This is a genomic window from Peribacillus sp. QJM3NY_7 (genome assembly GCF_056173225.1).
This window is the reverse complement of record NZ_CM149663.1, coordinates 5,201,780-5,226,189: the sequence shown is the minus strand read 5'-3', so window position 1 is coordinate 5,226,189 and position 24,410 is coordinate 5,201,780. Positions and strand designations below refer to the sequence as shown.

Annotated in this window: 20 protein-coding genes; 15 read left to right on the top strand and 5 right to left on the bottom strand. The window is 43.9% G+C overall.

The annotated features are described in order from the left end of the window. The first annotated feature begins 33 nt into the window (after positions 1-33). Positions 34-1,227, top strand: a complete 1,194-nt coding sequence (locus tag AC0VX1_RS25325; protein ID WP_475469503.1) for a PDZ domain-containing protein — start codon at positions 34-36, stop codon at positions 1,225-1,227. Between the two features lie 66 nt (positions 1,228-1,293). Here the strand turns inward: AC0VX1_RS25325 and AC0VX1_RS25320 are convergent, their stop codons facing one another. Beyond that, entirely contained in the window at positions 1,294-2,283 is a 990-nt protein-coding gene (locus tag AC0VX1_RS25320) for an ABC transporter substrate-binding protein (protein WP_475469502.1), read from the bottom strand. Between the two features lie 190 nt (positions 2,284-2,473). On the opposite strand from AC0VX1_RS25320, the gene AC0VX1_RS25315 reads away from it, so the two are divergent. Both AC0VX1_RS25315 and AC0VX1_RS25310 read left to right on the top strand, forming a co-directional pair. Next, the gene (locus AC0VX1_RS25315; protein WP_106027015.1) at positions 2,474-3,478 is read left to right on the top strand and encodes a FecCD family ABC transporter permease; all 1,005 of its coding nucleotides are present in this window, start codon (positions 2,474-2,476) and stop codon (positions 3,476-3,478) included. After that, positions 3,475-4,530, top strand: a complete 1,056-nt coding sequence (locus AC0VX1_RS25310; protein WP_057278123.1) for a FecCD family ABC transporter permease — start codon at positions 3,475-3,477, stop codon at positions 4,528-4,530. The genes AC0VX1_RS25315 and AC0VX1_RS25310 overlap by 4 nt, the downstream gene beginning before the upstream one ends. 56 nt (positions 4,531-4,586) lie before the next feature. Here AC0VX1_RS25310 and AC0VX1_RS25305 read toward each other — a convergent pair whose 3' ends face one another. Next, positions 4,587-5,120: a YceI family protein gene (locus AC0VX1_RS25305; RefSeq protein ID WP_053536834.1), complete on the bottom strand. Its 534-nt coding sequence runs from the start codon at positions 5,118-5,120 to the stop codon at positions 4,587-4,589. Positions 5,121-5,526: 406 nt separating this feature from the next. Beyond that, positions 5,527-7,785 carry an MMPL family transporter gene (locus tag AC0VX1_RS25300; RefSeq protein WP_475471892.1) on the bottom strand — a complete coding sequence of 753 codons (2,259 nt, stop codon included), beginning with the start codon at positions 7,783-7,785 and terminating at the stop codon, positions 5,527-5,529. Positions 7,786-8,004: 219 nt separating this feature from the next. On the opposite strand from AC0VX1_RS25300, the gene AC0VX1_RS25295 reads away from it, so the two are divergent. The 10 genes from AC0VX1_RS25295 (at position 8,005) to AC0VX1_RS25250 (ending at position 21,171) form a co-directional block, all read left to right on the top strand. Beyond that, positions 8,005-9,588 carry a catalase gene (locus tag AC0VX1_RS25295; RefSeq protein ID WP_475471890.1) on the top strand — a complete coding sequence of 528 codons (1,584 nt, stop codon included), beginning with the start codon at positions 8,005-8,007 and terminating at the stop codon, positions 9,586-9,588. A gap of 190 nt (positions 9,589-9,778) precedes the next feature. After that, positions 9,779-10,009, top strand: coding sequence for a CsbA family protein (locus AC0VX1_RS25290; RefSeq protein WP_034309928.1), 231 nt, complete (start codon positions 9,779-9,781; stop codon positions 10,007-10,009). A gap of 219 nt (positions 10,010-10,228) precedes the next feature. Then, a complete protein-coding gene (uvrB, locus tag AC0VX1_RS25285) occupies positions 10,229-12,214 on the top strand; it encodes an excinuclease ABC subunit UvrB (RefSeq protein WP_413021704.1) in 1,986 nt (661 codons plus the stop codon). Between the two features lie 6 nt (positions 12,215-12,220). Then, positions 12,221-15,100, top strand: a complete 2,880-nt coding sequence (gene uvrA / locus AC0VX1_RS25280) for an excinuclease ABC subunit UvrA (protein ID WP_475469501.1) — start codon at positions 12,221-12,223, stop codon at positions 15,098-15,100. A 530-nt stretch (positions 15,101-15,630) separates the two neighbouring features. Continuing rightward, positions 15,631-16,731 (top strand): DUF4097 family beta strand repeat-containing protein, encoded by a 1,101-nt coding sequence (locus AC0VX1_RS25275; RefSeq protein WP_034311618.1) that lies wholly within the window; start codon positions 15,631-15,633, stop codon positions 16,729-16,731. A 517-nt stretch (positions 16,732-17,248) separates the two neighbouring features. Next, entirely contained in the window at positions 17,249-18,184 is a 936-nt protein-coding gene (gene hprK, locus AC0VX1_RS25270) for an HPr(Ser) kinase/phosphatase (RefSeq protein WP_034309933.1), read from the top strand. 26 nt (positions 18,185-18,210) lie between these two features. Next, complete coding sequence (lgt, locus tag AC0VX1_RS25265; protein WP_096339397.1) at positions 18,211-19,023, top strand: prolipoprotein diacylglyceryl transferase; 813 nt, start codon at positions 18,211-18,213, stop codon at positions 19,021-19,023. 27 nt (positions 19,024-19,050) lie between these two features. After that, positions 19,051-19,995 (top strand): nucleoside recognition domain-containing protein, encoded by a 945-nt coding sequence (locus AC0VX1_RS25260; RefSeq protein WP_475469500.1) that lies wholly within the window; start codon positions 19,051-19,053, stop codon positions 19,993-19,995. Beyond that, complete coding sequence (ppaX, locus tag AC0VX1_RS25255; RefSeq protein WP_057278119.1) at positions 19,985-20,656, top strand: pyrophosphatase PpaX; 672 nt, start codon at positions 19,985-19,987, stop codon at positions 20,654-20,656. Before AC0VX1_RS25260 ends, ppaX begins: the two co-directional genes overlap by 11 nt. Further along, a complete protein-coding gene (locus AC0VX1_RS25250; protein ID WP_034309938.1) occupies positions 20,653-21,171 on the top strand; it encodes an acyltransferase in 519 nt (172 codons plus the stop codon). The genes ppaX and AC0VX1_RS25250 overlap by 4 nt, the downstream gene beginning before the upstream one ends. Positions 21,172-21,211: 40 nt before the next feature. Here the strand turns inward: AC0VX1_RS25250 and AC0VX1_RS25245 are convergent, their stop codons facing one another. Then, the gene (locus AC0VX1_RS25245) at positions 21,212-21,355 is read right to left on the bottom strand and encodes a YwzD family small protein (RefSeq protein WP_475469499.1); all 144 of its coding nucleotides are present in this window, start codon (positions 21,353-21,355) and stop codon (positions 21,212-21,214) included. Positions 21,356-21,433: 78 nt separating this feature from the next. Then, positions 21,434-21,982, bottom strand: coding sequence for a class D sortase (locus tag AC0VX1_RS25240; protein WP_475471888.1), 549 nt, complete (start codon positions 21,980-21,982; stop codon positions 21,434-21,436). A 600-nt stretch (positions 21,983-22,582) separates the two neighbouring features. Here AC0VX1_RS25240 and AC0VX1_RS25235 point away from each other — a divergent pair. Together AC0VX1_RS25235 and hisG are read left to right on the top strand one after the other, a co-directional pair. Beyond that, positions 22,583-23,767, top strand: a complete 1,185-nt coding sequence (locus AC0VX1_RS25235; RefSeq protein ID WP_268591380.1) for an ATP phosphoribosyltransferase regulatory subunit — start codon at positions 22,583-22,585, stop codon at positions 23,765-23,767. Next, positions 23,760-24,389 carry an ATP phosphoribosyltransferase gene (gene hisG / locus AC0VX1_RS25230; protein ID WP_034311625.1) on the top strand — a complete coding sequence of 210 codons (630 nt, stop codon included), beginning with the start codon at positions 23,760-23,762 and terminating at the stop codon, positions 24,387-24,389. The genes AC0VX1_RS25235 and hisG overlap by 8 nt, the downstream gene beginning before the upstream one ends. Positions 24,390-24,410 lie beyond the last annotated feature (21 nt).

Genomic DNA, 24,410 nt, shown 5'->3' with positions numbered 1-24,410 from the left:
ATTTTGATTACTTTTGAGGATGGTGGAAAGAAATTGACAACGGATTGGCTGATTGCATGCTTAATGGGATTGGGAAAACTTTTCCTTCACCCTTTGCTTTATGTTTCGATTGCCTATTGCTTATTCATCGGCTATCTTCGCGTTAAACGGGAACGCCATGATTTTAATACGAAGATCTACAGTTTTTCCATGGAGCTGCGTTCCATGCTGCCTCTAGGATTGATAGGGGGATTGATCCTTTCCTTCCTCACGCTGGCCACCGGACTCGCCATTCCTTTGGCGGCAATGTCCATCATGGCAGTGGTTACGGTTTTGGCGATGCTATCCATGAAAAAGAGGTTTGTTTCCCCCGTTTATACAATGGGGCTCACTTTCTTTATCCTGTTCTTTCTATATGATAGAGATATCGAGCTGACGTTATTTCAGGATTCCCTTAATCAGCTAGATCGGTCCGTATATCCGACACTTGTTATTTTAATGGGGTTATTACTGATTGCTGAAGGGTTTTTGATTGTTGCTAATGGAAGTAAAAAGGTCTCTCCTCACTTGGAGGTATCCAAAAGGGGGCAGCCGATAGGTGTGTATGTTTCACAGCGGGTCTGGCTAATTCCCATGTTCGTTATGATTCCTGGAGGACAACTTCCAGCGCCTTTCGAATGGTATCCGGTTTTTACAATCGGGGACATGTACCTGTCGCCGATCGTACTGCCCATTTTAATCGGCTTTGAGCAAAAAGTTCATGGGACGCTCCCGGAACTGGCAATTAAGGCGCAAGGCAAAAAGGTAGGGGCATTGGGAATTGTGATTACGGTATTGGCTGCAGCTGGTTACTGGTACCCTCCATTGGCAATCATAACGGTTGTTTTGGCAATCCTTTGCCGTGAATTCCTGCATCATTCCCAAAAGGCAATGGATCAAAAGCTTCCTTTTTATTTTTCGAAAAGTAAGCTGGGTGTCCAGATCTTAGGCGTTATCCCTCAATCTCCGGCAGATAAAATGGGGTTGCAAAAAGGCGAGGTCATTTCGAAAATAAATGGGGTCGTCGTCAGGGAAGAAGAAGAGCTATACAGGGCGCTACAAATAAACCGGGCACATTGCAAGCTCGAGGTCATCGATAATAATGAACAGATTCGTTTTGTGCAAAGAGCTCTATTTGACGGGGAGCATTACGAACTGGGCCTCTTGTTCGTTGACGATCAATTGAAGGAAAGCGGACAAGTGGGTTAATGATATAAAATAAAAGGCCTTTCTCGAATTATATCGAGAAAGGCCTTTTTCGATGGAAACGTGTTATTACTTTTCAAGCATGATTTTTTCTATATCTTCCAGCATTTTATTAGCTGCAATTACTCCGCCAGCTGTATTCCATGTTGCGTCGCTGACCTCATGGGCATTTCCGTTTTTGACTGCATCAAGGTTTTTCCAAAGTGGATCATTCGTCCATTCTTTTGCTGTGCTTAGGGCTTGTTTGTCGCCTTCAGGAGCGTAGGTGAAGTAGAAGAGAATATCTCCATCCATTTTAGGGATGACTTCTTTTCCAACCTCAATGGCAAGGTTGCCTAATTTATTATCTGCAGTGAAAAGTTCCTTCTGTTGTTCTGCACGTTTAAATCCTAATTGATCGAAAATCACTCCAGAGAATGAATCTGTGTAATAAATACGAGTAGTTCCAGCCATGAAACGAACAATGGAAACTTCTTGATTTACTTTATCACCCAATTTAGCTTTAAGATCTTCAGTATTTTTATCGAATTCCGCAATTACATCGTTACCTTTTTCTTCAAGGTTCAAGGCTTTTGCATAAAGTTTGAAGTTCTCTTTCCAATCTCCTCTTAGCGTTTCCGAGAAAACGGTAGGGGCGATTGCATTTAATTTATCATAAACAGCTTCTTGGCGTATCTTGCTTCCGATAATCAAGTCAGGCTTCAGTGATGCGATTTTCTCTAAGTTAACTTCATGTTCAACACCAACGACTTCGACCCCATCCATATCATCTTTAATATGGTCGTACCAAGGGTCACCAAGCCATGATTGAACGGCACCAACAGGTTTAATTCCTAAAGCGATCAATGCTTCAGTACCTTCATTTGTTAAAACGACGACTCTTTTAGGCGTTTCTTTCAACTCGGCAGTGCCCATGGCATGCTTAATTGTGTAGCTTTTATCCTCTTTCTTGTCTTCAGCTTTATTTCCATCGGCCTTTTCATCCGAATTCCCGCAAGCTGCTAGAAGGAAGACTGCAAATATTGTAAAAAGCGTTAATAAAGACTTAAATCTAAACATCTATGTATCCCTCCCAATTTGTCAGCAAATGATAATCATTCGCACTTAACAGCATCATCATAAAATGAATATACTTTTCTGTCAATATATAATTGAAAATGATTCTCAAATTCGTTGACATAATCCTGTTAACGCCAGTACAATTGAATTAAATACTGATATACAAACGTGATTGGAAAGGTAACTGGATATGTTATTAAAAAATTCATGGCAGAAATGGATGGGGCTGCTCATTACCATTCTTTTGCTGCTGTTTTTACTGTGCTCAAGCATTGTATACGGTTATACGGATACAACATGGAAAATGGCCATCGATGCTTTTACCGATTTCAATGGGACGAATGAGCACATTGTCATTCAATCAGTCAGACTTCCGCGTGCCCTGATTGCTTCGGCCATCGGTGCAAGTTTAGCCATCTCCGGGGTTTTGATGCAAACGCTAACTAAAAACCCCCTCGCCTCCCCGGATATATTCGGAGTCAACGCCGGTGCGGGATTGGCGGTGGTCACTGGTGTCACCGTTTTTGGGATAAGCAATCTTCAAGTATTCACATGGCTGTCATTCCTAGGGGCCGCCATAGCCGCGATAAGCATATTTATGATTGGAAGCATGGGACGCGGCGGCTTGACACCGATGAAGCTGACATTGGCAGGTGCAGCCATGACAGCGATGGTAGCCTCACTTACACAAGGTCTTCTTGTTTCTAATGAGGCTCTTTTAGAGCAAGTCCTATTCTGGCTTGCCGGATCCGTTTCCGGTAGAAGCCTGGACAATTTAGTTGCCGTCCTGCCTTATCTTGCCGCAGGCTGGGTCCTTGCCTTGATCATGTCCGGTAAAATGAATGTGTTATCCATGGGTGAAGATGTTGCAAAGGGTCTTGGACTGAATATAGTATTCCTTAAACTGGTCCTGGGGCTGGCAATCATCCTGCTCTCTGGCGGATCAGTAGCGGTTGCGGGTCCGATTGGCTTTATAGGAATCGTCGTTCCGCATCTTACCCGTTCTATAGTTGGCATCGATCATCGCTGGTTGATTCCCTTCTCTGGACTTTTCGGGGCGGTGCTTTTGATTGCAGCCGATGTCATATCCAGGTATATCCTGATGCCTCGCGAAGTTCCGGTTGGAGTCATGACAGCCATAATCGGGACCCCATTCTTTATTTATATAGCTAGAAAGGGGTTCAGCGGTCGATGAAGTCATATAAGAGCTTTCGTTTGTTTAATGAAAAAATATCATTCTTGATGGATAAAAAAGCCATGATCGTGATTTTCATATTATTTTTAGTCACTTCACTAGTGTTTGTGATCAGTACTGGAGTGGGTGAAATGAATATAAATCCGCTAAGCGTTCTCCAGGTCTTTATCGGAGGGGGGACGGAGAGCGACCGGCTTATTATCCAATCTTTCCGCCTGCCTAGAATAATTGTTGCCCTGTTGGTAGGGATGGGCCTTGCTGTAGCTGGGGGTATCCTTCAAGGGATGATTAGAAACCCACTTGCTTCTCCTGATATCTTGGGGATTACGGGAGGAGCGACTGTAGCGGTCGTTGGATTCTTGGCCATTTTTAGCGATAAGAACCATTCATTAACGGTGAGCATCAATTGGCTGCCGGTAGCTGCATTCATTGGGGCGACAGTCGTGGCCTTACTCGTTTATTCATTAGCCTGGAAAAATGGGGTTCCCCCGATCAGGCTTGTGTTGATCGGGATTGGGGTGATGGCTTTAATGAAGGCGCTCACCACGATGATGATGATTCTTGGTCCAGTCTATCAAGCGAGCCAGGCAAACCTTTGGATCACCGGGTCAGTGTCCACCTCCACTTGGAATAATATCGCTGTACTGGCACCATGGACGATTCTATTCCTGTTAATTGCCTTCCTGTATGCCAGGAATATTAATTTACAGGAGCTAGGCGATGACCTGGCAACGGGGCTTGGGGGGCATGTCCAAAAACAGCGGTTTACATTATTGATGATCAGTACGGCCTTGATTGGCGGTTCCACAGCTTTTGCTGGGGGAATAGGGTTTGTGGGATTAATGGCACCGCACATGGCCAGAAGGCTGGTTGGTTCTAGTTTTGGAGTGTTACTGCCGACTTCGGCTTTGCTTGGCGGCATCCTGGTTATGGTGGCGGATTTGATTGGACGGACTTTATTCTCACCTTTGGAAATACCGGCTGGTGTCTTCACAGCGAGCATCGGGGCACCATACTTCATTTATTTACTATATAAAACGAGGAATTCGTAATTCCAGTAAATGCAAAAAGAAGCAGCCATCCTAGGGATGGCTGCTTCTTTATTTCTTTAAGCTTCTTTAGCTGCTTCGATTTCGATGGTAAGCGTGATTTGATCGCCGATCAGTACGCCGCCTGTTTCTAATGCCGCGTTATAGGTTAGACCATAATCACTGCGTTTGACTTTCCCTTTTCCGCTGAAGCCTGCTTTTTCATTTCCCCATGGATCTTTCCCTTGGCCTTCGAAGGTGATGCTGAAAGTTTCTTCTTGTGTAACTCCATTAAGAGTCACATTTCCAGTTACATCGTATTCATCTTCATCCGTTTTCACGATTTTCGTTGATTTGAATGTTAATGTAGGGTTTTTTTCTACATCAAAGAAGTCAGCGGAACGTAAGTGATTGTCCCTGTCTGCATTGCGTGTGTCGATACTGGCCACATCAACGGTAAAATCAATCTCTGCAGTCGTTAGATCCGATGGGTTTGCTAGAATGCTTGCCTCGAACTTATTAAAACTTCCTTTTACTTTGGCGATCATCATATGTTTTACGGAAAATTCAATAGCGCTGTGAGTCGGGTCGACTATCCATTTTGTATTTGTCATATTTATTCCTCCTGATTATTAATCTTGAATTTATATATCTTTAATTTGAGATATCTTAACTTAATGTAATTATAAGAGCTGAAAGCAATAGTGTCAACTGAAAGTTTTCCTTAATTTTGAAAACATGAAAAACCCTGTGCATTTATGGGGCACAGGGTTTTCAGACTATAGACAAACTCGAATGATGATTTCAACTCCAGGCACTCGCTTTCCGCGGGCGGTCAGGAAGCCTCCTCGGCGCCTTGCGCCTGTGGGGTCTCCCCTCGACGCGCTTTTCCCGCAGGAGTCTCGCACCTTCCGTTACAAACGACTTTGTTTTGAAATTTCAAGTAAAAACCCTTTTGTAACCCTGTGCATTTATGGGGCACAGGGTTTTTAATGAAGAAGGGTAAAGCGGACATCTTTATTAATTGGCCTGTTCTTTCTCTTCTTGATTGGTCACTTTACCCGGCCAAAAAGCACGGCGGCCAAGGAGGGAGGTGATTGCAGGAACAAGGAACGGGCGCACAATGAATGTGTCCATTAACACACCAAGGGCGGTAATGAGCCCGAATTGGACCAATACTTGAATCGGAAGTGTGGCTAGAACGGAAAAAGTGGCTGCCAGGATTATTCCGGCGGAGGTGATGACACCGCTAGTTTCGGCAACGCCCTTTCTGATGGCCTGCTTGATTGGCATCGTTTCTTTCTTACGCCAAATGCTTGAAACCATGAAAATATTATAATCTTCTCCAAGTGCGACCAGGAATACGAAAGAATAAAGTGGAATTGTCCCCTCTATCGCATCGACACCCATGAAATAGTGCAGGATAATCCAACCTAACCCCATAGCTGCAAAGAATGATAGAATGACTGTCCCCATTAAATACACCATGGCTGTCACAGATCGCAAGTAGGCTAAAAGGAGCAGGGAAATCAGGACGATGATGATCGGGATGATCAAGAATTCATCGGATTTGACGGTATCCCTTTTATCGAATTGAGTCGCAGTCTGCCCGCCAACCCAAACCTTTTCATCTACGGAAGATATATTGGCGGCTTTCAATTCTTTCTCCGCCATTGTGCGGATTTCCGGAATGGAATCTATGGCCTCGATATCATATGGGTTGATGTTGAATGTGACCTCATAGGATTGCAGATCTTTATTTGATTTACTTGAGACTGGATCGGCAACAGTTTCCACAATATCCATCCCTTTTAATGCCGGTGCTAAATCAATATCTTCACCATCCGTATCGACAACCACTGTCGCCGGTGCCAGTTCGCCTGGTGAATACGAGTCGGAAATGACAGAATAGCCTTCACGGGAGTTCATATCTTCAGGGAAGGAAGAGAGAATATCATATGAATATTTTATTTGTGAAGAATATCCAGCTAAAACACTGAAGATGATCAGGCATGTAAGAATGACGGTCCATGGCTTGGTTGTGACGATATGGCCAATCCAGTTACCGATGCGGCCTTCTTTATGCTTTTTGACGGCTTTTTCCTTTTTCTTGGCCCGTGCTTCTGCCATTTCAGGTGTACGCGGGACGATTGGGAAGAAGGAAGCCCTTCCGAATACAGAAAGCAATGCAGGTACAAGTGTTAAAGCTGCCAGCATCATGATTAAAATCGACAAGCTGAATGGTACAGCGAAACGGTGGTAGGCTCCGTATTTGGCTACAAGCAATGTTAGCAGGGAGATGACAATCGTTAGGCCGCTCATCGCAATGGCGCCTGATGAATCTTTAAATGCGGCGATCATGGCTTCCCGTTTGCTTTCATGATTCCTTAATTCACTTCTGTAGTGAGAAATTAAAAATAGGCAATAGTCCGTTCCGGCACCGAATAATAATACGGTCATGATTGAAATGGCCTGTGAATCGACTGTAATCCAACCATGATCTGCCATGAAGCCAAGGATCGGGCTTGTGACAATATAGGCGAAGCCTACTCCGATTAAAGGAATTATGGCTAAAAGCGGAGAGCGGTAAATGAGTAATAATACGACAAGTACAAGTATTACTGTCGCTAAAAGCAATTTGAAATCAGCACCTGAAAATAAACCCGTCGCATCGACTGATATCCCTACAGGGCCTGTCACTCGAAGGGATAATTCATCTGAATCGGTCGGGACCTTGAATGGGTCCGTTCCAATGCGCTCCGTTACTGCTTCATTAATGCTTTCAAGATTTTTTCTGAGAATTTCAGTCTCGGTCTTTTCTTTAAAGAAAAGCGGCTGTACGAAAGTCGTTCCATCTTCTGAAACCGATCCTTTAAGAGCAGGCAACGGAATTTCATGAAGCGGCGGTAAGAAAGATTGCTGTGTTAATGGATTATCTGTCAGTTCCTTTGAAAGATACTGGATTTCAGCCAAGTCGGCCTCTGTCAGTCCACCTTCCCGATGCCATGTAAGCAGGGCAGGTATTCCAGAGGAATTTGGAAACTCTTCTTTAATAAGTTCATCAGCCACGACAGAAGGCGAGTCTTCAGGCAAGTCTGAAGCATTATTTGCTGTTCGATCATTAACGGCAGGCAATGTGAAGGTTAATGCGATTGCTGCAATTATCCATGCGGCAATGACAACCCAACGACTGGTTTTTCCTGTCATCACCCTGCCAAGTCTTCCTATTATTGATTCGTCCAATGAAGGCACCCCGCTTTTTAAATTTTTTATCCTCATTTCATTATAGTGGTGTGATGTTGACTTATACAAAAATGGGTATGCTCACTCCAACTACTAAACTCTTCAAGTCGTTGATGGCATGAAAATAGGCTCATCGATATATAGGGGAAAAGTACTTATTTACCTAATTTCAATTAAATTTTGAAGACCGAAGAGTTAAATATAGGAAATGGGGGAAAGTATAGTAGTATTGTGGCCTTTATTAACAAAGGAGGGATTTTTTTGTCTGATAAATCAAAAAAAACAAATGATGAAACGAATGAAACATTAACGAACAGGCAAGGGCACCCGGTTACGAATAACCAAAGTCTAAGAACTGTAGGGAACAGAGGTCCTAGTACACTTGAGAACTATGATTTCCTGGAAAAGATCAGCCACTTCGATAGGGAGCGCATCCCTGAACGTGTTGTGCATGCCCGCGGTGCAGGTGCGCATGGTTATTTCGTTCCGACAGGTAAAGCGGGGGACGAGCCGATTTCAAAATATACGAGAGCGAAGGTTTTTCAGGAAGAAGGTAAAAAAACCCCGGTATTCGTGAGATTTTCATCTGTTATTCATGGAGGGACGTCCCCGGAAACGTTACGTGACCCAAGGGGATTTGCCGTTAAATTTTATACGGAAGATGGAAACTGGGATCTTGTAGGCAATAACCTGAAAATTTTCTTTATCCGTGATGCCATGAAATTCCCGGATTTGATTCATGCATTCAAACCGGATCCGGTCACGAATATTCAGGACGGCAGGAGAATTTTCGATTTTTGCTCGAGTTCGCCTGAAACATTCCATATGGTTACCTTTGTGTTTTCCCCATGGGGCATCCCAGCTAACTACCGCATGATGCAAGGATCAGGGGTCAATACTTATAAATGGGTGAATGAGGAAGGGAAGGCGGTGCTCGTCAAGTATCATTGGGAACCGAAACAAGGGATCAAGAACCTGACGCAGCAAGAGGCCAATGAAATTCAAGCTACGAATTTCAATCATGCCACACAGGATCTATATGAAGCGATCGAACGCGGGGACTATCCGGAATGGGATCTCAACGTACAGATCATGAGTGATGATGATCATCCTGAATTGGATTTCGATCCGCTGGATGATACGAAGATCTGGCCGAAAGATGAGTTCCCATGGCTGCATGTCGGTACGATGGTATTGAATAAAAACCCTGAAGACTATTTCACTGAAGTCGAACAGGCTGCATTCGGAACCGGTGTCCTAGTGGATGGACTGGATTTTTCTGATGACAAGATGTTACAGGGACGTACATTCTCTTATTCCGATACACAGCGTCACCGTGTTGGCGCTAATTATTTGCAACTGCCGATCAATGCTCCAAAGAAACGAACTGCCACGAATCAGACTGGCGGACAGATGCAATATGAAGTTGGCAGAGGCAGCCAAAGCCCCCACATCAACTACGAACCATCCACTGTCGGCGGCTTGAAGGAAGCCAATCAAACGGGCAAAGAGTATACACCTATGGTGGAAGGGAAACTTGTCCGTGAGACAATCGATCGCCAAAACAATACGAAACAGGCCGGGGAAACGTACCGGGAATTCGAGGATTGGGAAAAAGACGATTTAATTTCCAATTTAGTGGCGGCATTGGCTCCTGCCGACAAACGCATTCAGGAAAAAATGATAGCACTTGCCGAAGAGGCCGATGAGGAGTATGGCCGCAGGTTGAAAGAGGGACTGGCCGCGGCCTCCGAACATACGGAATCTTCAAAACCACTGGGTGGGACGGATAACCCTGAGGAAGCCGTTAGAAAAGGACATGGAGCGGATCCATATTGATTGAACTGAAAAGAAGCAAACTTCCTTATAAAGGGGTTTGCCTCTTTTTTTTATGGGCATAATTAATGGATGTGTGGATGCTCTTCCAAGGATGCCTTTTTAAAATCAAGCAGGAAATTGATTGGCAAAAAACTTCATAATCATTTAAACTGAAACTACTCTATTTTTCTCTTATAAAGGAGATGAAAAAATGATTAAAATTCTTTCTGCCCTTTTCCTTCCTTGTCTACTTGTCATGCTATTTTCAAGAGTCACCTATAACAATGTCGTAGGCCTTGTTTTAACTGTTGCCTTGATTACAGCTTCCGCATATAAAGGTTATACGCATACAAACTTATTGATCATCGTCGATGCCTTATCCCTGACAGTGGGATTTTGGTTATCAAAAAGAATGATGAAACGTACATCCAAGAGCGCCTGACATCAAAGGTGCTTTTTTTGTACTCATACTTGTCATTCCCCTCAACACATCATGAAGTTCATTAAAACAAAAATCGAATGGATGTTCGCTTATTGCTGGTTTGTTTTAAGGCTATTGTGGTAGAATGTGTATATATGCTTTATTAAACCGGAATAAATAGAAGGGATATAGGCATGTCCCGTTTTCATATAAAAATATTTCAATAGGAGGCCATGCTTGGTGAAGGATAAGTTTGAGTTAGTCTCAAAATACTCTCCTCAAGGAGATCAGCCGGCAGCAATTGAAATGCTGGTCGAAGGGATTAAGGAAGGCAAGGAAATGCAGACGCTATTGGGGGCAACGGGTACAGGGAAAACGTTCACCGTTTCCAATGTGATCCAAAAGATCAATAAACCGACTCTTGTCATTGCCCACAATAAAACGTTGGCAGGGCAGCTTTACAGTGAGTTCAAAGAGTTCTTCCCTAATAATGCCGTCGAATACTTCGTTAGCTATTATGATTACTACCAGCCAGAGGCTTATGTTCCATCCACGGATACATTCATCGAAAAAGATGCAAGCATCAATGATGAAATCGATAAACTGCGTCACTCGGCCACATCATCTTTGTTCGAAAGGAAAGATGTCATTATCATTGCCAGTGTTTCGTGCATATATGGACTCGGTTCTCCTGAAGAGTACCGGGAGATGGTCGTTTCCCTCCGAACTGGCATGGAAATAGACCGGAATGCCTTGCTGCACAGACTCGTGGATATTCAATATGAGAGGAATGATATTGCTTTCCAACGGGGGACCTTCCGCGTTCGCGGCGACGTCGTCGAAATTTTCCCGGCCTCTCGTGATGAACATTGTGTACGGGTCGAGTTTTTCGGGGATGAGATCGACCGTATCCGTGAAGTCGATGCCCTGACCGGTGAAATTACCGGTGAACGGGAACATATCGCCATTTTCCCGGCTTCCCACTTCGTAACCCGCGAAGAGAAAATGCGGATAGCCATTCAAAATATCGAAACGGAACTGGAAGAGAGACTGAAGGAATTAAGGGAAGATGAAAAGCTCCTTGAAGCACAGCGCTTGGAGCAGCGGACCCGCTATGATTTGGAAATGATGCGGGAAATGGGCTTTTGTTCTGGGATCGAGAACTATTCCCGCCATTTGACGCTTCGTCCCTCAGGTGCGACACCATACACTTTAATAGATTACTTTCCAGAGGATTTCCTATTGGTCGTGGATGAATCACATGTAACCCTTTCGCAAATCCGCGGAATGTTCAATGGAGATCAGGCGCGGAAGCAAGTGCTCGTCGACCATGGCTTCCGTCTGCCGTCTGCGAAAGATAACCGCCCGCTAAGATTTGAAGAATTTGAAAAAAAGGTCCATCAATCCATATTCGTTTCGGCAACTCCGGGACCATATGAACTCGAACATACACCAGAAATGGTTCAGCAAATCATCCGTCCTACCGGATTGCTGGATCCGACGGTAGAAGTGCGGCCGATTGAAGGGCAGATAGATGACCTGATCGGTGAAATACAGGAGCGCGTCAAAAATAACGAGCGTGTACTCATAACGACCTTGACGAAAAAGATGTCTGAAGATTTAACTGATTATTTAAAGGAAATCGGCATCAAGGTCCAATATCTTCATTCGGAAGTGAAGACCTTGGAAAGGATAGAAATCATCCGGGAACTCCGAATGGGCAAATATGATGTACTCGTTGGGATCAACCTTTTAAGGGAAGGCCTGGATATTCCGGAAGTGTCGTTAGTGACCATTCTGGATGCCGATAAGGAAGGGTTCCTTCGCTCGGAACGTTCGCTTATTCAAACGATGGGCCGTGCAGCCCGTAATGCCAACGGCCATGTCATCATGTATGCAGACCGCATCACGAATTCGATGGAAATTGCCATCAATGAAACGAGGCGGCGCCGTGAAATCCAGGAGAAGTATAATGAAGAGCATGGAATAATGCCTCAAACCATTCAAAAGGATATCCGTGACTCCATAAGGGCGACGCATGTAGCCGAAGAAGGCGAAGAGTATAAGGAAGATCTTGCACCAAGCCTTGCGAAGCTCCCTAAAAAAGAGCGTTTAAAAGTGATGGCAAGCATGGAAAAAGAAATGAAGGAAGCGGCAAAGGCACTGGACTTCGAGCGAGCTGCCGAGCTGCGTGATTTATTACTAGAGTTAAAAGCGGAAGGGTGACGAAACATGGCAATGGATAAAATTGTGATAAAAGGCGCCAGGGCCAACAATTTAAAGAATATTGATATCACGATACCGAGAGACAAACTTGTTGTGCTTACCGGATTATCCGGATCTGGAAAGTCTTCCTTGGCTTTTGATACGATTTATGCAGAAGGGCAAAGACGTTATGTGGAATCACTGTCCGCTTATGCTCGTCAATTCTTAGGCCAAGTGGATAAACCGGATGTCGATGCGATCGAAGGCTTGTCACCAGCCATTTCCATAGACCAGAAAACGACCAGTCGGAATCCTCGTTCAACTGTAGGGACTGTTACGGAGATCTATGATTATTTAAGGCTGTTATTTGCACGGGTCGGCAGGCCGACCTGTCCGATCCATAATATTGAAATCACCTCACAAACGATCGAACAGATGGTGGACCGCATTCTTGATTACCCTGAGAGAACCAAGCTTCAAGTATTGGCACCGCTCGTCTCAGGCAGAAAAGGGACGCATGCGAAGGTTTTGGAGGATGTTAAGAAACAAGGTTATGTCCGCATTCGTGTGAACGGGGAAATGCATGATCTCAGTGAGGAAATCACTCTCGAAAAAAATAAGAAACATTCGATTGAAGTCATCATTGACCGGATCGTCATTAAAGAGGGGATCATGGCCAGGCTTGCAGATTCATTGGAAAGTGCTTTACAGCTTGGCGAAGGCAAAGTCATCATTGACGTAATGGGTGAGGAAGAGCTGCTTTTCAGTGAACATCATGCTTGTCCATACTGCGGATTTTCGATTGAAGAGTTAGAGCCGAGGATGTTTTCCTTCAATAGCCCGTTCGGGGCCTGTCCGGATTGTGATGGCTTGGGGGCGAGGCTTGAGGTGGACCGTGATCTCGTCATCCCGAATAACGAATTAAGCCTCCGTCAACATGCGATTGCGCCATGGGAGCCGACGAGTTCTCAATATTATCCTCAGCTCCTTGAAGCGGTAGCCAACCATTATGGAATAGATATGGATGTGCCCGTTAAAGATTTACCGGAAGAGAAGATGGATAAGGTCTTGCTTGGTTCAGGTAAAGATAAGATATATTTCCGTTATAAAAATGATTTTGGAAGAGTGCAAGAAGGATATATTCCATTTGAAGGAGTTTTAAGAAACATCGAAAGGCGCTTCAGGGAGACGAGTTCAGACTATATTCGTGAGCAAATGCAGAAATACATGTCAGAACATCACTGTCCAACCTGTAAGGGTCACCGTTTGAAGAAAGAGAGTCTTTCCGTGCTCATTCAAGGGGTCCATATAAGTGAAACGACAGCTTTATCAGTGGAAGATGCGTTAGTATTTTTCGATGAGCTTGATTTGACTGAAAAGGAAGCGGCAATTGCGAGATTGATTTTACGTGAAATTCGTGAGCGGCTCGGTTTCCTGGCTAATGTAGGTTTGGAATATTTGACGTTGAGCAGGGCAGCGGGAACATTATCCGGCGGTGAAGCGCAGCGTATAAGATTGGCGACGCAGATTGGTTCCCGTTTAACTGGAGTCCTCTATATTTTGGATGAACCTTCAATAGGGCTGCATCAGAGGGATAACGACCGTTTGATCGAAACATTGAAGAATATGCGCGAAATCGGGAACACCCTGATTGTTGTCGAGCATGATGAAGATACGATGATTGCTGCGGATTATTTGATTGATGTTGGTCCAGGAGCCGGAGCGCATGGAGGGGAAATAGTGGCCGCCGGTACTCCGGAAGAGGTCATGAATGATCCTAAATCCTTAACGGGTCAATATTTGGCAGGGAAGAAATTCATTCCATTGCCATTGGAACGCCGGAAAAATGATGGCCGTGTCATTGAGATAAAAGGTGCTAAGGAAAATAATCTGAAAAACGTTAATGTGAAATTCCCACTTGGGGTCTTTACAGCCGTTACAGGAGTATCTGGATCAGGGAAAAGTACATTAGTGAATGAAATCCTCCATAAATCTTTGGCTCAAAAGCTGAATCGGGCAAAAGCCAGACCAGGTGATTTCCGCGAGATTAAGGGAGTTGAGCATTTAGATAAAGTCATTGATATTGACCAATCACCAATTGGCAGGACCCCACGATCGAATCCAGCAACCTATACGGGTGTATTCGATGATGTTCGTGACGTATTTGCCTCGACTAATGAAGCGAAGATACGCGGTTATAAAAAAGGCAGGTTCAGTTTCAATGTGAAGGGCGGCCGCTGTGAAGCATGCCGAGGTGATGGCATTATCAAGATTGAAATGCATTTTCTCCCAGATGTATATGTCCCATGTGAAATCTGTCATGGTAAGCGTTATAACCGGGAAACACTTGAAGTGAAATATAAAGGGAAAAATATATCCGACATCCTCGATATGACAGTCGAGGAAGGCGTAAGTTTCTTTGAAAATATCCCAAAAATCAAACGGAAGCTGCAAACGATTTATGACGTTGGTTTGGGTTACATCAAGCTTGGACAGCCTGCCACCACTTTATCAGGCGGTGAAGCGCAAAGGGTGAAACTCGCTTCTGAATTGCATCGCCGTTCCACTGGGCGCTCATTTTATATCTTGGATGAACCGACTACCGGACTTCATGTCCACGATATAGCAAGGCTGCTCCAGGTGCTTCAGCGGCTGGTTGACAATGGGGATACAGTTTTGGTGATCGAACATAATCTGGATGTCATCAAGACGGCGGACCATATTATTGACCTGGGACCGGAAGGCGGAGATAAGGGCGGTACGATCGTCACTTATGGAACACCTGAAAAGATATGTGAAGTTTCCGAATCGTATACGGGAAAATACTTAAAACCTGTACTTACCCGTGATCAAATTCGTATGGAAAATTGGATTGAAGAAAAAGAAATAGAGCATGAACATGCTTAAAAGAACAAGCCATCAGGCTTATTAAGGTTTTAGACAAAAAGGGTTCGGAACGGTCTAATGCCGAACCATGATTTTAAACCAAGACTAGATTTTCCTTAATGGTTTTTTACAGTAATCCTTATTGGATTGAAGAAATTTGCGACACTCCTGCCGAATAACTGGCTAGCCAATACCCCACAGCCGCTTGCGGTGAGGTGGCCTGGCAGACTGTCGGCGGGGAGCGGATTTCTGAAATCAATTGGAACGTTTTTAAATAAAAACTGCAGGCAAACTGGCTTTTCTTCGAGTTTATCTACAGTCTTGAACAAGCCATCAGGCTTGTTTTTTTGTAGAAAAATGACGGTGTGCATTTAATCAATCATTTGATTAAAGAATGGGAAAACAAGATATTTCCGGGGAAATCAAACATCTTCCTTTTCGAAAATTGTCATTTTCGTTTGTCGAATGATGGGAAAAACGGTATTTATGAAACTTTTTAGATATCTAGGCGTATGTATGAATAAAATGATAGAAGAAAGCGAGGAATGTTCATGCAGGAGGAAAGAAAGAAAATTTTAGAAATGATTCAGGATGGAAAGTTATCAGCGGAAGAAGCCATGGGCCTATTGGAAGAATTAGATAAAGCCAGTCAGGAAAGTGAAGCTAAAGAGCAGAAATTGCAAAATGAATTATCGACAGTAGTCGTGGATAAGAAAAGCGAAGGAAGCAATCAGGATACGTTTAAGAAGAATATCCAGTCATCGAAAGAAAAGATTATGGATTTCGTTGAAAGTGCTTTTAAGAAAATCAAAGAAACGGATCTTGATTTCAATTTCGGGAAATCTGTGGAGGTCAGTCATATTTTCCAGCATGATCAAGATTTCCTGAATGTAGTTGATGTAGATATAGCAAATGGGAAAATGAAAATCGCCGCATGGGACCATGATGATGTCCGGGTGGAATGCCAAGCTAAGGTATACCGTGTGGAAGATATAGAAGAAGCCAGGAAAAACTTTTTGGAAGAAGTCGATTTCACGATTGAAAATGGAAAATTGAAGTTCAAGGTTCGTGAAAAATCCATTAAGGTTGATACGACCATGTACATTCCAAGAAAGGAATATGAGGACATTCATGTAAGGATGTTCAATGGCGCAATCACGGCTGAATCATTGAAATCAGAGAACTTTAAAGCGAAAACGGCGAATGGTGCCATTCATATCATGCAGGGTACGGGTGATTTCTGTGAGCTTGAAACTGGTAACGGGATGATCACCATTTCAGATACCAATTTTAATGACTTGGAAGCCGAGACTTTGAATGGAGCAATTAATGCCGATGGGTACTTCAAGAAATTGGATGTTCAAACGTTCAATGGTGAAGTCATCTGTACGAATTCAGGAATGGATTGCGATTCGATCCATGCTAAGTCAGTCACTGGAAAAGTCCAGCTGACCCTGCCTCCAGGCAAGGCGATCGAAGGAGAGTTGAAATCCAATTTAGGAAGCTTTAATGTAACTTTGGAAGGGATGACCATCATCGAAGAGAAAAGTGATGTGGTTCAGAAGGTCCTTAAGTTCAAGACGGTTAAAGAAGAGGTTCCTGTGCTTCATGTTTTTGCAGAAACGAAGACTGCAGCAATAACGGTTTCCTGAAAAGGGAAGTTCACTGGCGGCGCAAAATGCAGGCAAACTCGATGGAAAACGAGTTTGCCTGCATTTTTTTATGGATTGTTCAAAATTTAATAATAAGGTTGATTGGAGAGGGAGGTACGAGACTCCTGCGGGAAAAGTGCGTCTAGGGGAGACCCCGCAGGCGCAAGCCGAGCAGGCTCCACGACCGCCTCTGGATAAGCGAGTGACTGGAGCGGAAATCAACATGCAATTTTTAGCGAAACCACACCTAAGGGGGTGCTTGGATTGGGTTCGGGAATATCATTTGATGAAAGATACGTTTTCCTATCCCTTTCGTCTCCAAAGTGAGCCGGCCAATATAAAAGGGCTTTCTTTTATTTATGTTCATCCTCATCTCTTTCCTGTTCACGTGCCAATCCGTGCGTAGTGAATAAAAAAACGATAAATCGATAATGCATTGTTTGGTTATTAACAGAAAAATGCTAAAATAGAAAAAGTATCTCAAAAAATAGCATCGCTCCAGAAGGAGGAAAGATATATGGCAAAAGTCCGTACAAAGGATATAGTAGAAGCGTTCGGTCTAGAACTTATCAGTGGGGAAGAAGGAATTAACCGACCGATCGTCACGAGTGATTTATCTCGTCCCGGACTTGAAATAGCCGGTTTTTTTGATTATTATCCAGCAGATCGAGTACAGCTTTTAGGTATGACGGAGATGTCCTTTTTTAATCGGTTGAATGAACCGGATCGAATACAGAGGATGGAAGAGTTGTGCCGGGACTTCACTCCAGGCATCATCATTACGCGTGGTCAGGAAGTGCCGATAGAATTGATCGAAGCTTCTGAGCGGGAATCCGTTCCTGTGATGAGATCCAATATGAAGACGACAAGGTTATACAGCCGTCTGACCAATTTCCTTGAAAGCAGGTTGGCGCCAACCACTGCCGTTCATGGTGTATTGGTGGATATCTATGGTTTAGGTGTGTTGATCACCGGTAAAAGCGGAGTCGGTAAAAGTGAGACAGCCCTGGAATTAGTGAAACGGGGTCATCGTCTCGTAGCCGATGACTGCGTCGAAATCAGGCAGGAAGATCAAGATACACTGGTCGGGAATGCCCCGGATTTAATCGAACATCTTCTTGAAATTAGGGGATTGGGAATCATAAATGTAATGACACTTTTTGGAGCTGGTGCAGTCCGCAGCAATAAAAAGATCTCAATCGTCATCAATCTGGAACTATGGGAAAAAAATAAGCAGTATGACCGGGTTGGCCTTGATGAAGAGAAAATGAAAATCATCGATACGGAAGTGACGAAAATTACCGTACCTGTCCGTCCAGGGCGAAATTTAGCTGTTATCATTGAAGTGGCAGCCATGAATTACCGTCTGAAACGAATGGGAGTAAATGCTGCAGAACAGTTTTCGGATCGCTTGAACCATGCCATTGCAGATCCGGAACATGATGAATTTTAAAAGGTTATAGGAAAAGAGGGGACAAAATGGAACAAGGAATACAGCCGCTGAATCCGATAGCGATTGATCTAGGGCCCATCCAGGTACATTGGTATGGGCTAATCATCGGTTTTGGTGTGTTATTGGGACTTATTATCGCATTAAGGGAGTCTGAGCGAAGAGGTCTTGATAAGGAAATATTTACTGATTTGATTTTGTTTGCTGTCCCGATCGCGATTATTAGTGCCCGTATTTATTATGTGATCTTCCAATGGGAGTACTATTCACAAAACCCGGGGGATATCATAAAAATATGGAATGGCGGAATTGCCATACATGGTGCGTTGATCGGATCTGTGCTGACTGCAATCGTTTTTGCAAAGGTCAAGAAGGTCTCATTTTGGAAGCTGGTGGATATTGCTGCACCGAGCTTATTGTTGGGGCAGGCGATTGGCCGTTGGGGTAATTTCATGAATCAGGAAGCGCATGGGGGAGAAGTAACAAGGTCATTCCTTGAAAATATGCATTTGCCTGAATTCATCATAAATCAAATGTACATAAACGGTACGTATTATCACCCGACCTTCTTGTATGAATCGATTTGGAATATCCTCGGAGTCATAATTCTCTTAAGTTTACGGAAAGTGAACTTGCGCAGGGGGGAACTGTTTTTAACCTATGTAATATGGTATTCCATTGGACGTTATTTCATCGAAGGATTGCGGACGGACAGTTTGATGCTGACGGAGTCACTGCGTATCGCACAAGTGATTTCGATAGTGTTGATAGCTGTAGCCATTGCTTTAGTAATCTATAGAAGGGTCCGCGGGCATGCAGACAAAAGATATTTAGATGCATAGGTAATATGTGAAAAGGGAGAGGGCATAGTGATAGTGGATTCGGTTAAAAAGGGACTTCTTTCAGGCTTGAATACAACCTGGTCTTTGGGGAAAGTGATATTTCCGGTTACTCTGATCGTCACTGTGCTTCAATATACGCCTGTATTGCCGTTCATCATCAACTTGATAGCGCCTTTGATGAATCTCATCGGTCTTCCAGGGGATGCTGCAATTCCTCTTGTATTAGGGAATTTCCTGAATTTATACGCAGCGATTGCTGGCATATTAACGCTTGATTTGACTGTGAAAGAAGTTTTTATCATCGCTATGATGCTATCTTTTTCACATAATTTATTGATTGAGTCAGGTGTGGCGATGAAAACCGGTGTCAAGCTGTGGGTCATTCTAACAGTACGGATCGGGCTTGCGCTTTTGTCCGCGGTCGTCATCAATCTTGTTTGGCAGGGCGGATCTGAAATGGCCCAAGGAACGGCTATCGGGGAGGCAGCAGAGATTAACGGAACGGGAGCAATCCTTTTGCGTGGGGTCATCCAGGCCCTTTCAGGAATTGGCCAGCTGGCGGTCATCGTTATTCCGCTCATGGTGGCGGTTCAAATCATGAAGGATTTAAAGTGGCTGGAAGCCTTCTCGAAGACCCTTGCTCCCTTCATGAAGGTCCTGGGGATGAAGCCGAATGCTTCCATGCCTTTCGTTACAGGCCTGACTCTCGGTTTGGCATATGGCGCAGGCGTAATGATTCAAGCGGCTAAAGAGGATAATGTTTCGAAGAAGGATATGACGATTGCATTCATCTTTTTAGTTGCCTGCCATGCTGTTGTAGAAGACACACTGATTTTTATTCCGCTGGGGATTCCGGTCTTGCCGCTGTTACTTATTCGGCTGCTCACTGCCATTGTTTTAACGATGGTCGTTGGGTATATATGGAATCGGACTGATAGGGTACAGAGAAAGGAAGCTGTATATGAACAGTAACATAACTACATTATTATTTGATCTTGATGGTACGTTGATTAATACAAATGAATTGATCATCGCCTCTTTTACAGAAACTTTAAACCACTTTTGTCCTGGAAAGTACAAGCGGGAAGATATCATTCCATTTATCGGACCGACTTTGGTCGATACGTTTTCTTCCATTGATCCAAAACGTGTGGATGAAATGATCGCATACTATCGGGAGCATAATTGGAGGAACCATGATTTGCTTGTCACACAATTTGACGGGGTGTTCGAAACCGTTCAAACGCTGAAGCAGAGCGGTTATAAATTGGCAGTCGTTACGACAAAGAAGCGTGATGTCGTCGAAAAGGGCCTGCGTTTAAGCAAACTGGATCAGTTCTTTGAAGTGGTGGTCACACTGGATGAGGTGGAAAAGGCAAAGCCGGACCCAGAGCCTTTGGTAAAAGCTTTACATCAACTCGGTTCGGTCCCTGAAGAAGCGATCATGATTGGCGACAGTTATCATGATATCATGGGCGGGAAAAATACAGGTACAAAAACGGCAGGGGTCTCCTGGTCCATTAAAGGCCGTGAATTCCTGGAAAGCTATCACCCTGATTATATGCTTGAGCAGATGGCGGATTTATTGAATATCGTTGAGGTTGAAAAACTCACGGAGGCTAGAAAAAAATGAGGCGCACGTCCCGCTATCCAGTTGAAGGGGCCAATTCACTATGGCATGTATTTAAGACCGTTCCATTCTGGAAAGTCGTCAAGAATTTTGTGGTGATACAGATAGCGCGTTACACGCCTTTTCTGGGCATGAAGAATTGGCTATACAGGACTTTTTTACATATGAAGGTCGGGAAGCATACTTCGTTTGCCTTGATGGTCATGCCGGATGTGATGTTTCCGGAAAAAATATCGGTCGGAATAAATACTGTCATTGGCTATAATACGACGATCCTTGCTCATGAATATTTGATTCATGAATATCGTTTAGGAGAAGTGGTCATTGGCGATGAAGTATTGATTGGCGCGAATTCGACCATTCTTCCAGGACTTTCAATTGGTAATGGGGCGATTGTCTCTGCGGGGACGCTTGTCCATAAGGATGTTCCGGAGGGAGCTTTCGTTGGGGGGAATCCAATGAAAATCATATATACCAAAGAGGAAATGCTTGAGAGAGAGCAGCAAACTTCCTTATGATAAAAGAAAGGACTTGCCCCAATATGCGGCAGGTCCTTTTTTAATGGCATTTTGGGTATAACGGAGTCAGTTCATTCTTTAGATGCTCTATCACTTCGTTGATTGATATATTTTCCTTGTTCACCGTCGCTTCATACGTTTCTTTTAAAATTTGAAAAAACCTTTCCTGTGCCTGTTTTTCCATATTGAGCTTGTCCTCCTACCATCTAGTAAAGATTTATGAAGAGGGAGCTGAACGACTTCAGCCCCGCATCTCATTTATCTATTCCGGTTTCAATAAATCGGCAACCAATACGTACCGTTCCGGTGCACTACCAATATATGAAAAAGGGTAGCAGGTTGTTACTGTAAGTGTGGCTTTAGGCTTGGGAACGATCACGGTACGGTCATCCGCATCGACGATACGGACCTTCCTCACTTTATATGTAAACGAACCTGCTTCTGTCTTGGCAATCAGCAAGTCACCGTCGCCGACATCACCTAGATCTCTGAAAATTGTATCTCGATGACCGGATAAAACGGAATTATCCTTTTCACCGGGAAGGACGGACCCCGCATAGTGACCGACGCCCTTTTCGAGTTCATCTTCGTCCGTTCCGTGATAAATTGGGAGTGTTGCCTCGATTTTTGGGATATAAAGCTCACCCATCAAATCACCTGTCTCCGGTCGTTCTTCATATAGTTCAAGCCCATCGGGACTATTTGCTTTCGTCTTCGGTTCGGGGAGCTTAGCCGTTGCTTCCGTCGTGTCAGATTCATTCAATGTTAAGTCATAATAGGATAAATACTCTTCCAATTCTTCTTGCGTCATTCTAACTTCAGAAAGGTATGCACTAAGCTCATCCTGGTTGATCTGAGTTGCCGCAAAACCCTTCGTTCCGCTTGAACCCAGTGAAAAAAGAACGATAAGTGCCACAAAAAACGAAAAATATCTCTTCATTCCCATATCCCCCTAAATTTCTCTAATATTGCCAAACGCCTATGTATTATAAAACAGCTAAACCAAAAGGTACACATTAATAACAATGAATGGCTAAAGATAGGAAGAAGTATCCGGGGAAAAGGGCTTAAACCGATCATGAAGAATATCCAAGACCGACGTGGTATGGAAGGAATGGGATTAGGCATATTTTCCTTGACGTGAGGTGGGGGCAGGGGTAAACTATTAATAACTTCAACCTGCTACCATATTAGCGAACTAAAGTGATTTAATAGATTATTGCGATTATTTATAGGATTATGTCATTTTATTTGATACTATTTTTATATGTTATCCGAAATATGGATTTAAGCGTGAAAACCTTGGAAAGATAAAGGATAAATAAAATAGGGAATGGGTGCATCGGTTTTTGCCTATAGGCGGACCGATTGGATATAGATAGTAATCAATATTGCAAAAGGATGTGCAGTCGTGACAAAGCCATTTATGTTTGAAAAACCATTAGGCATGAGAGATACATTGCCGGTGCTGTATGAAACGAAAGTGTCGGCCAGAAATAAAATGAGTGATGAAATCAAGAAGTGGGGCTATCAATTTATTGAAACGCCAGCTTTGGAATATTATGAAACAATTGGCGAGGCTTCAGCAATATTGGATCAACAGTTGTTTAAACTTCTTGATTCCCAGGGGCATACGCTCGTCCTCCGTCCCGAGATGACAGCGCCCATTGCACGGGTCGCAGCATCCAAACTGCTAAAACAGCAAATTCCGCTTCGCCTGGCCTATTCCGCGAATGTATACCGGGCACAGCAGCGTGAAGGAGGCAAGCCGGCAGAATTCGAACAGATTGGCATTGAATGTATCGGAAATAAGTCAATAAGTGCCGATGCTGAAATGATTGCCCTGCTTGCGGATGCTCTAAAGGCTGCAGGGCTTCAGGAATTTAAAATTTCCATTGGACATATCGGATTTCTGCAAGAGTTTTTCTTGAGCATTCTAGGTACGGAGGAAAGGGCCTCTATATTAAGGAAGTTTTTGTATGAAAAAAATTATGTTGGTTTTCGTGAGCATGTTAAATCACTTCCGCTTTCATCCATTGATAAACAACGGCTTATCGAATTTACCTCCTTACGTGGCAGTGAAGGAACCATGGAAAAGGCGCTAGGGTTGGTTGAAAATAATAAAGGGCAAGATTCTTTGGCTGAACTGAAGGAATTGTCTGCACAGCTAAAAGAGTTTGACGTTGAACAATATGTGAGCTTCGACCTAACATTGGTCAGTCATATGAGTTATTACACGGGAACTTTATTTGAAGTGTATGCCGGACAAGTCGGTTCTCCAATCGGCAATGGAGGCCGGTATGATAATCTGCTTGAGAAGTTCGGCTGGAATGCTTCAGCCACAGGTTTTGCAATCCGGGTGGATCGTCTTGCAGAAGCTCTTGGAGAGCCGATTCAGCCTGTTGCGCCAGAATGTATTTTATTCAGTCCCGAACGAAGATTGGAAGCGATCGGTTTTGCAAGGGAAAAACGCTCCGAAGGGAAATCGGTAACGATCCAAGATATTACAGTCGTCCAAAATGTCGATGCTTTTACACGGACATTTTCTGAAGTTCATTTATTCGTGGGGAACGGGGGGAATGGAAAAGATGAATAATAGCTTTTTAACGATTGCCATGCCGAAAGGGAGAATATTTGAAGAAGCGGCAGAGCTATTAAGAAGGGCCGGTTTTCGCCTCCCTCCGGAGTTTGATGATTCCCGAAAATTGATCCTTGAGGTGGAAGAAGAGAATCTGCGGTTCATTTTAGCTAAACCGATGGATGTCGTAACCTATGTGGAACACGGCGTCGCTGACATTGGAATTGCAGGGAAGGATGTCATGCTTGAGGAAGAACGTGATGTCTATGAGTTACTTGATTTGAAAATCAGTGCCTGCTACTTGGCTGTAGCTGGACTGCCTGGTACGAAAATAAGTGACATCGCCCCCAAAATAGCCAGTAAATACCCGAATGTTGCTTCCAGTTATTTTCGCGAGCAGGGGGAGCAAGTCGAGATTATAAAGTTGAATGGGTCTATTGAGTTAGCACCTTTAATTGGTTTAGCTGAACGAATCGTCGATATCGTTTCAACCGGGAGGACATTGAAGGAAAACGGTCTTGTGGAATATGCGAAAATCGCCAATGTGACTTCGAGGCTGGTAGCAAACCCTGTCAGCTATCGAATTAAAGAAGCAAGGATTACCGAAATCGTGGAACGGCTAGCAGAAATTATTGAATAGTAAAGAATCGCTAATGAGGTG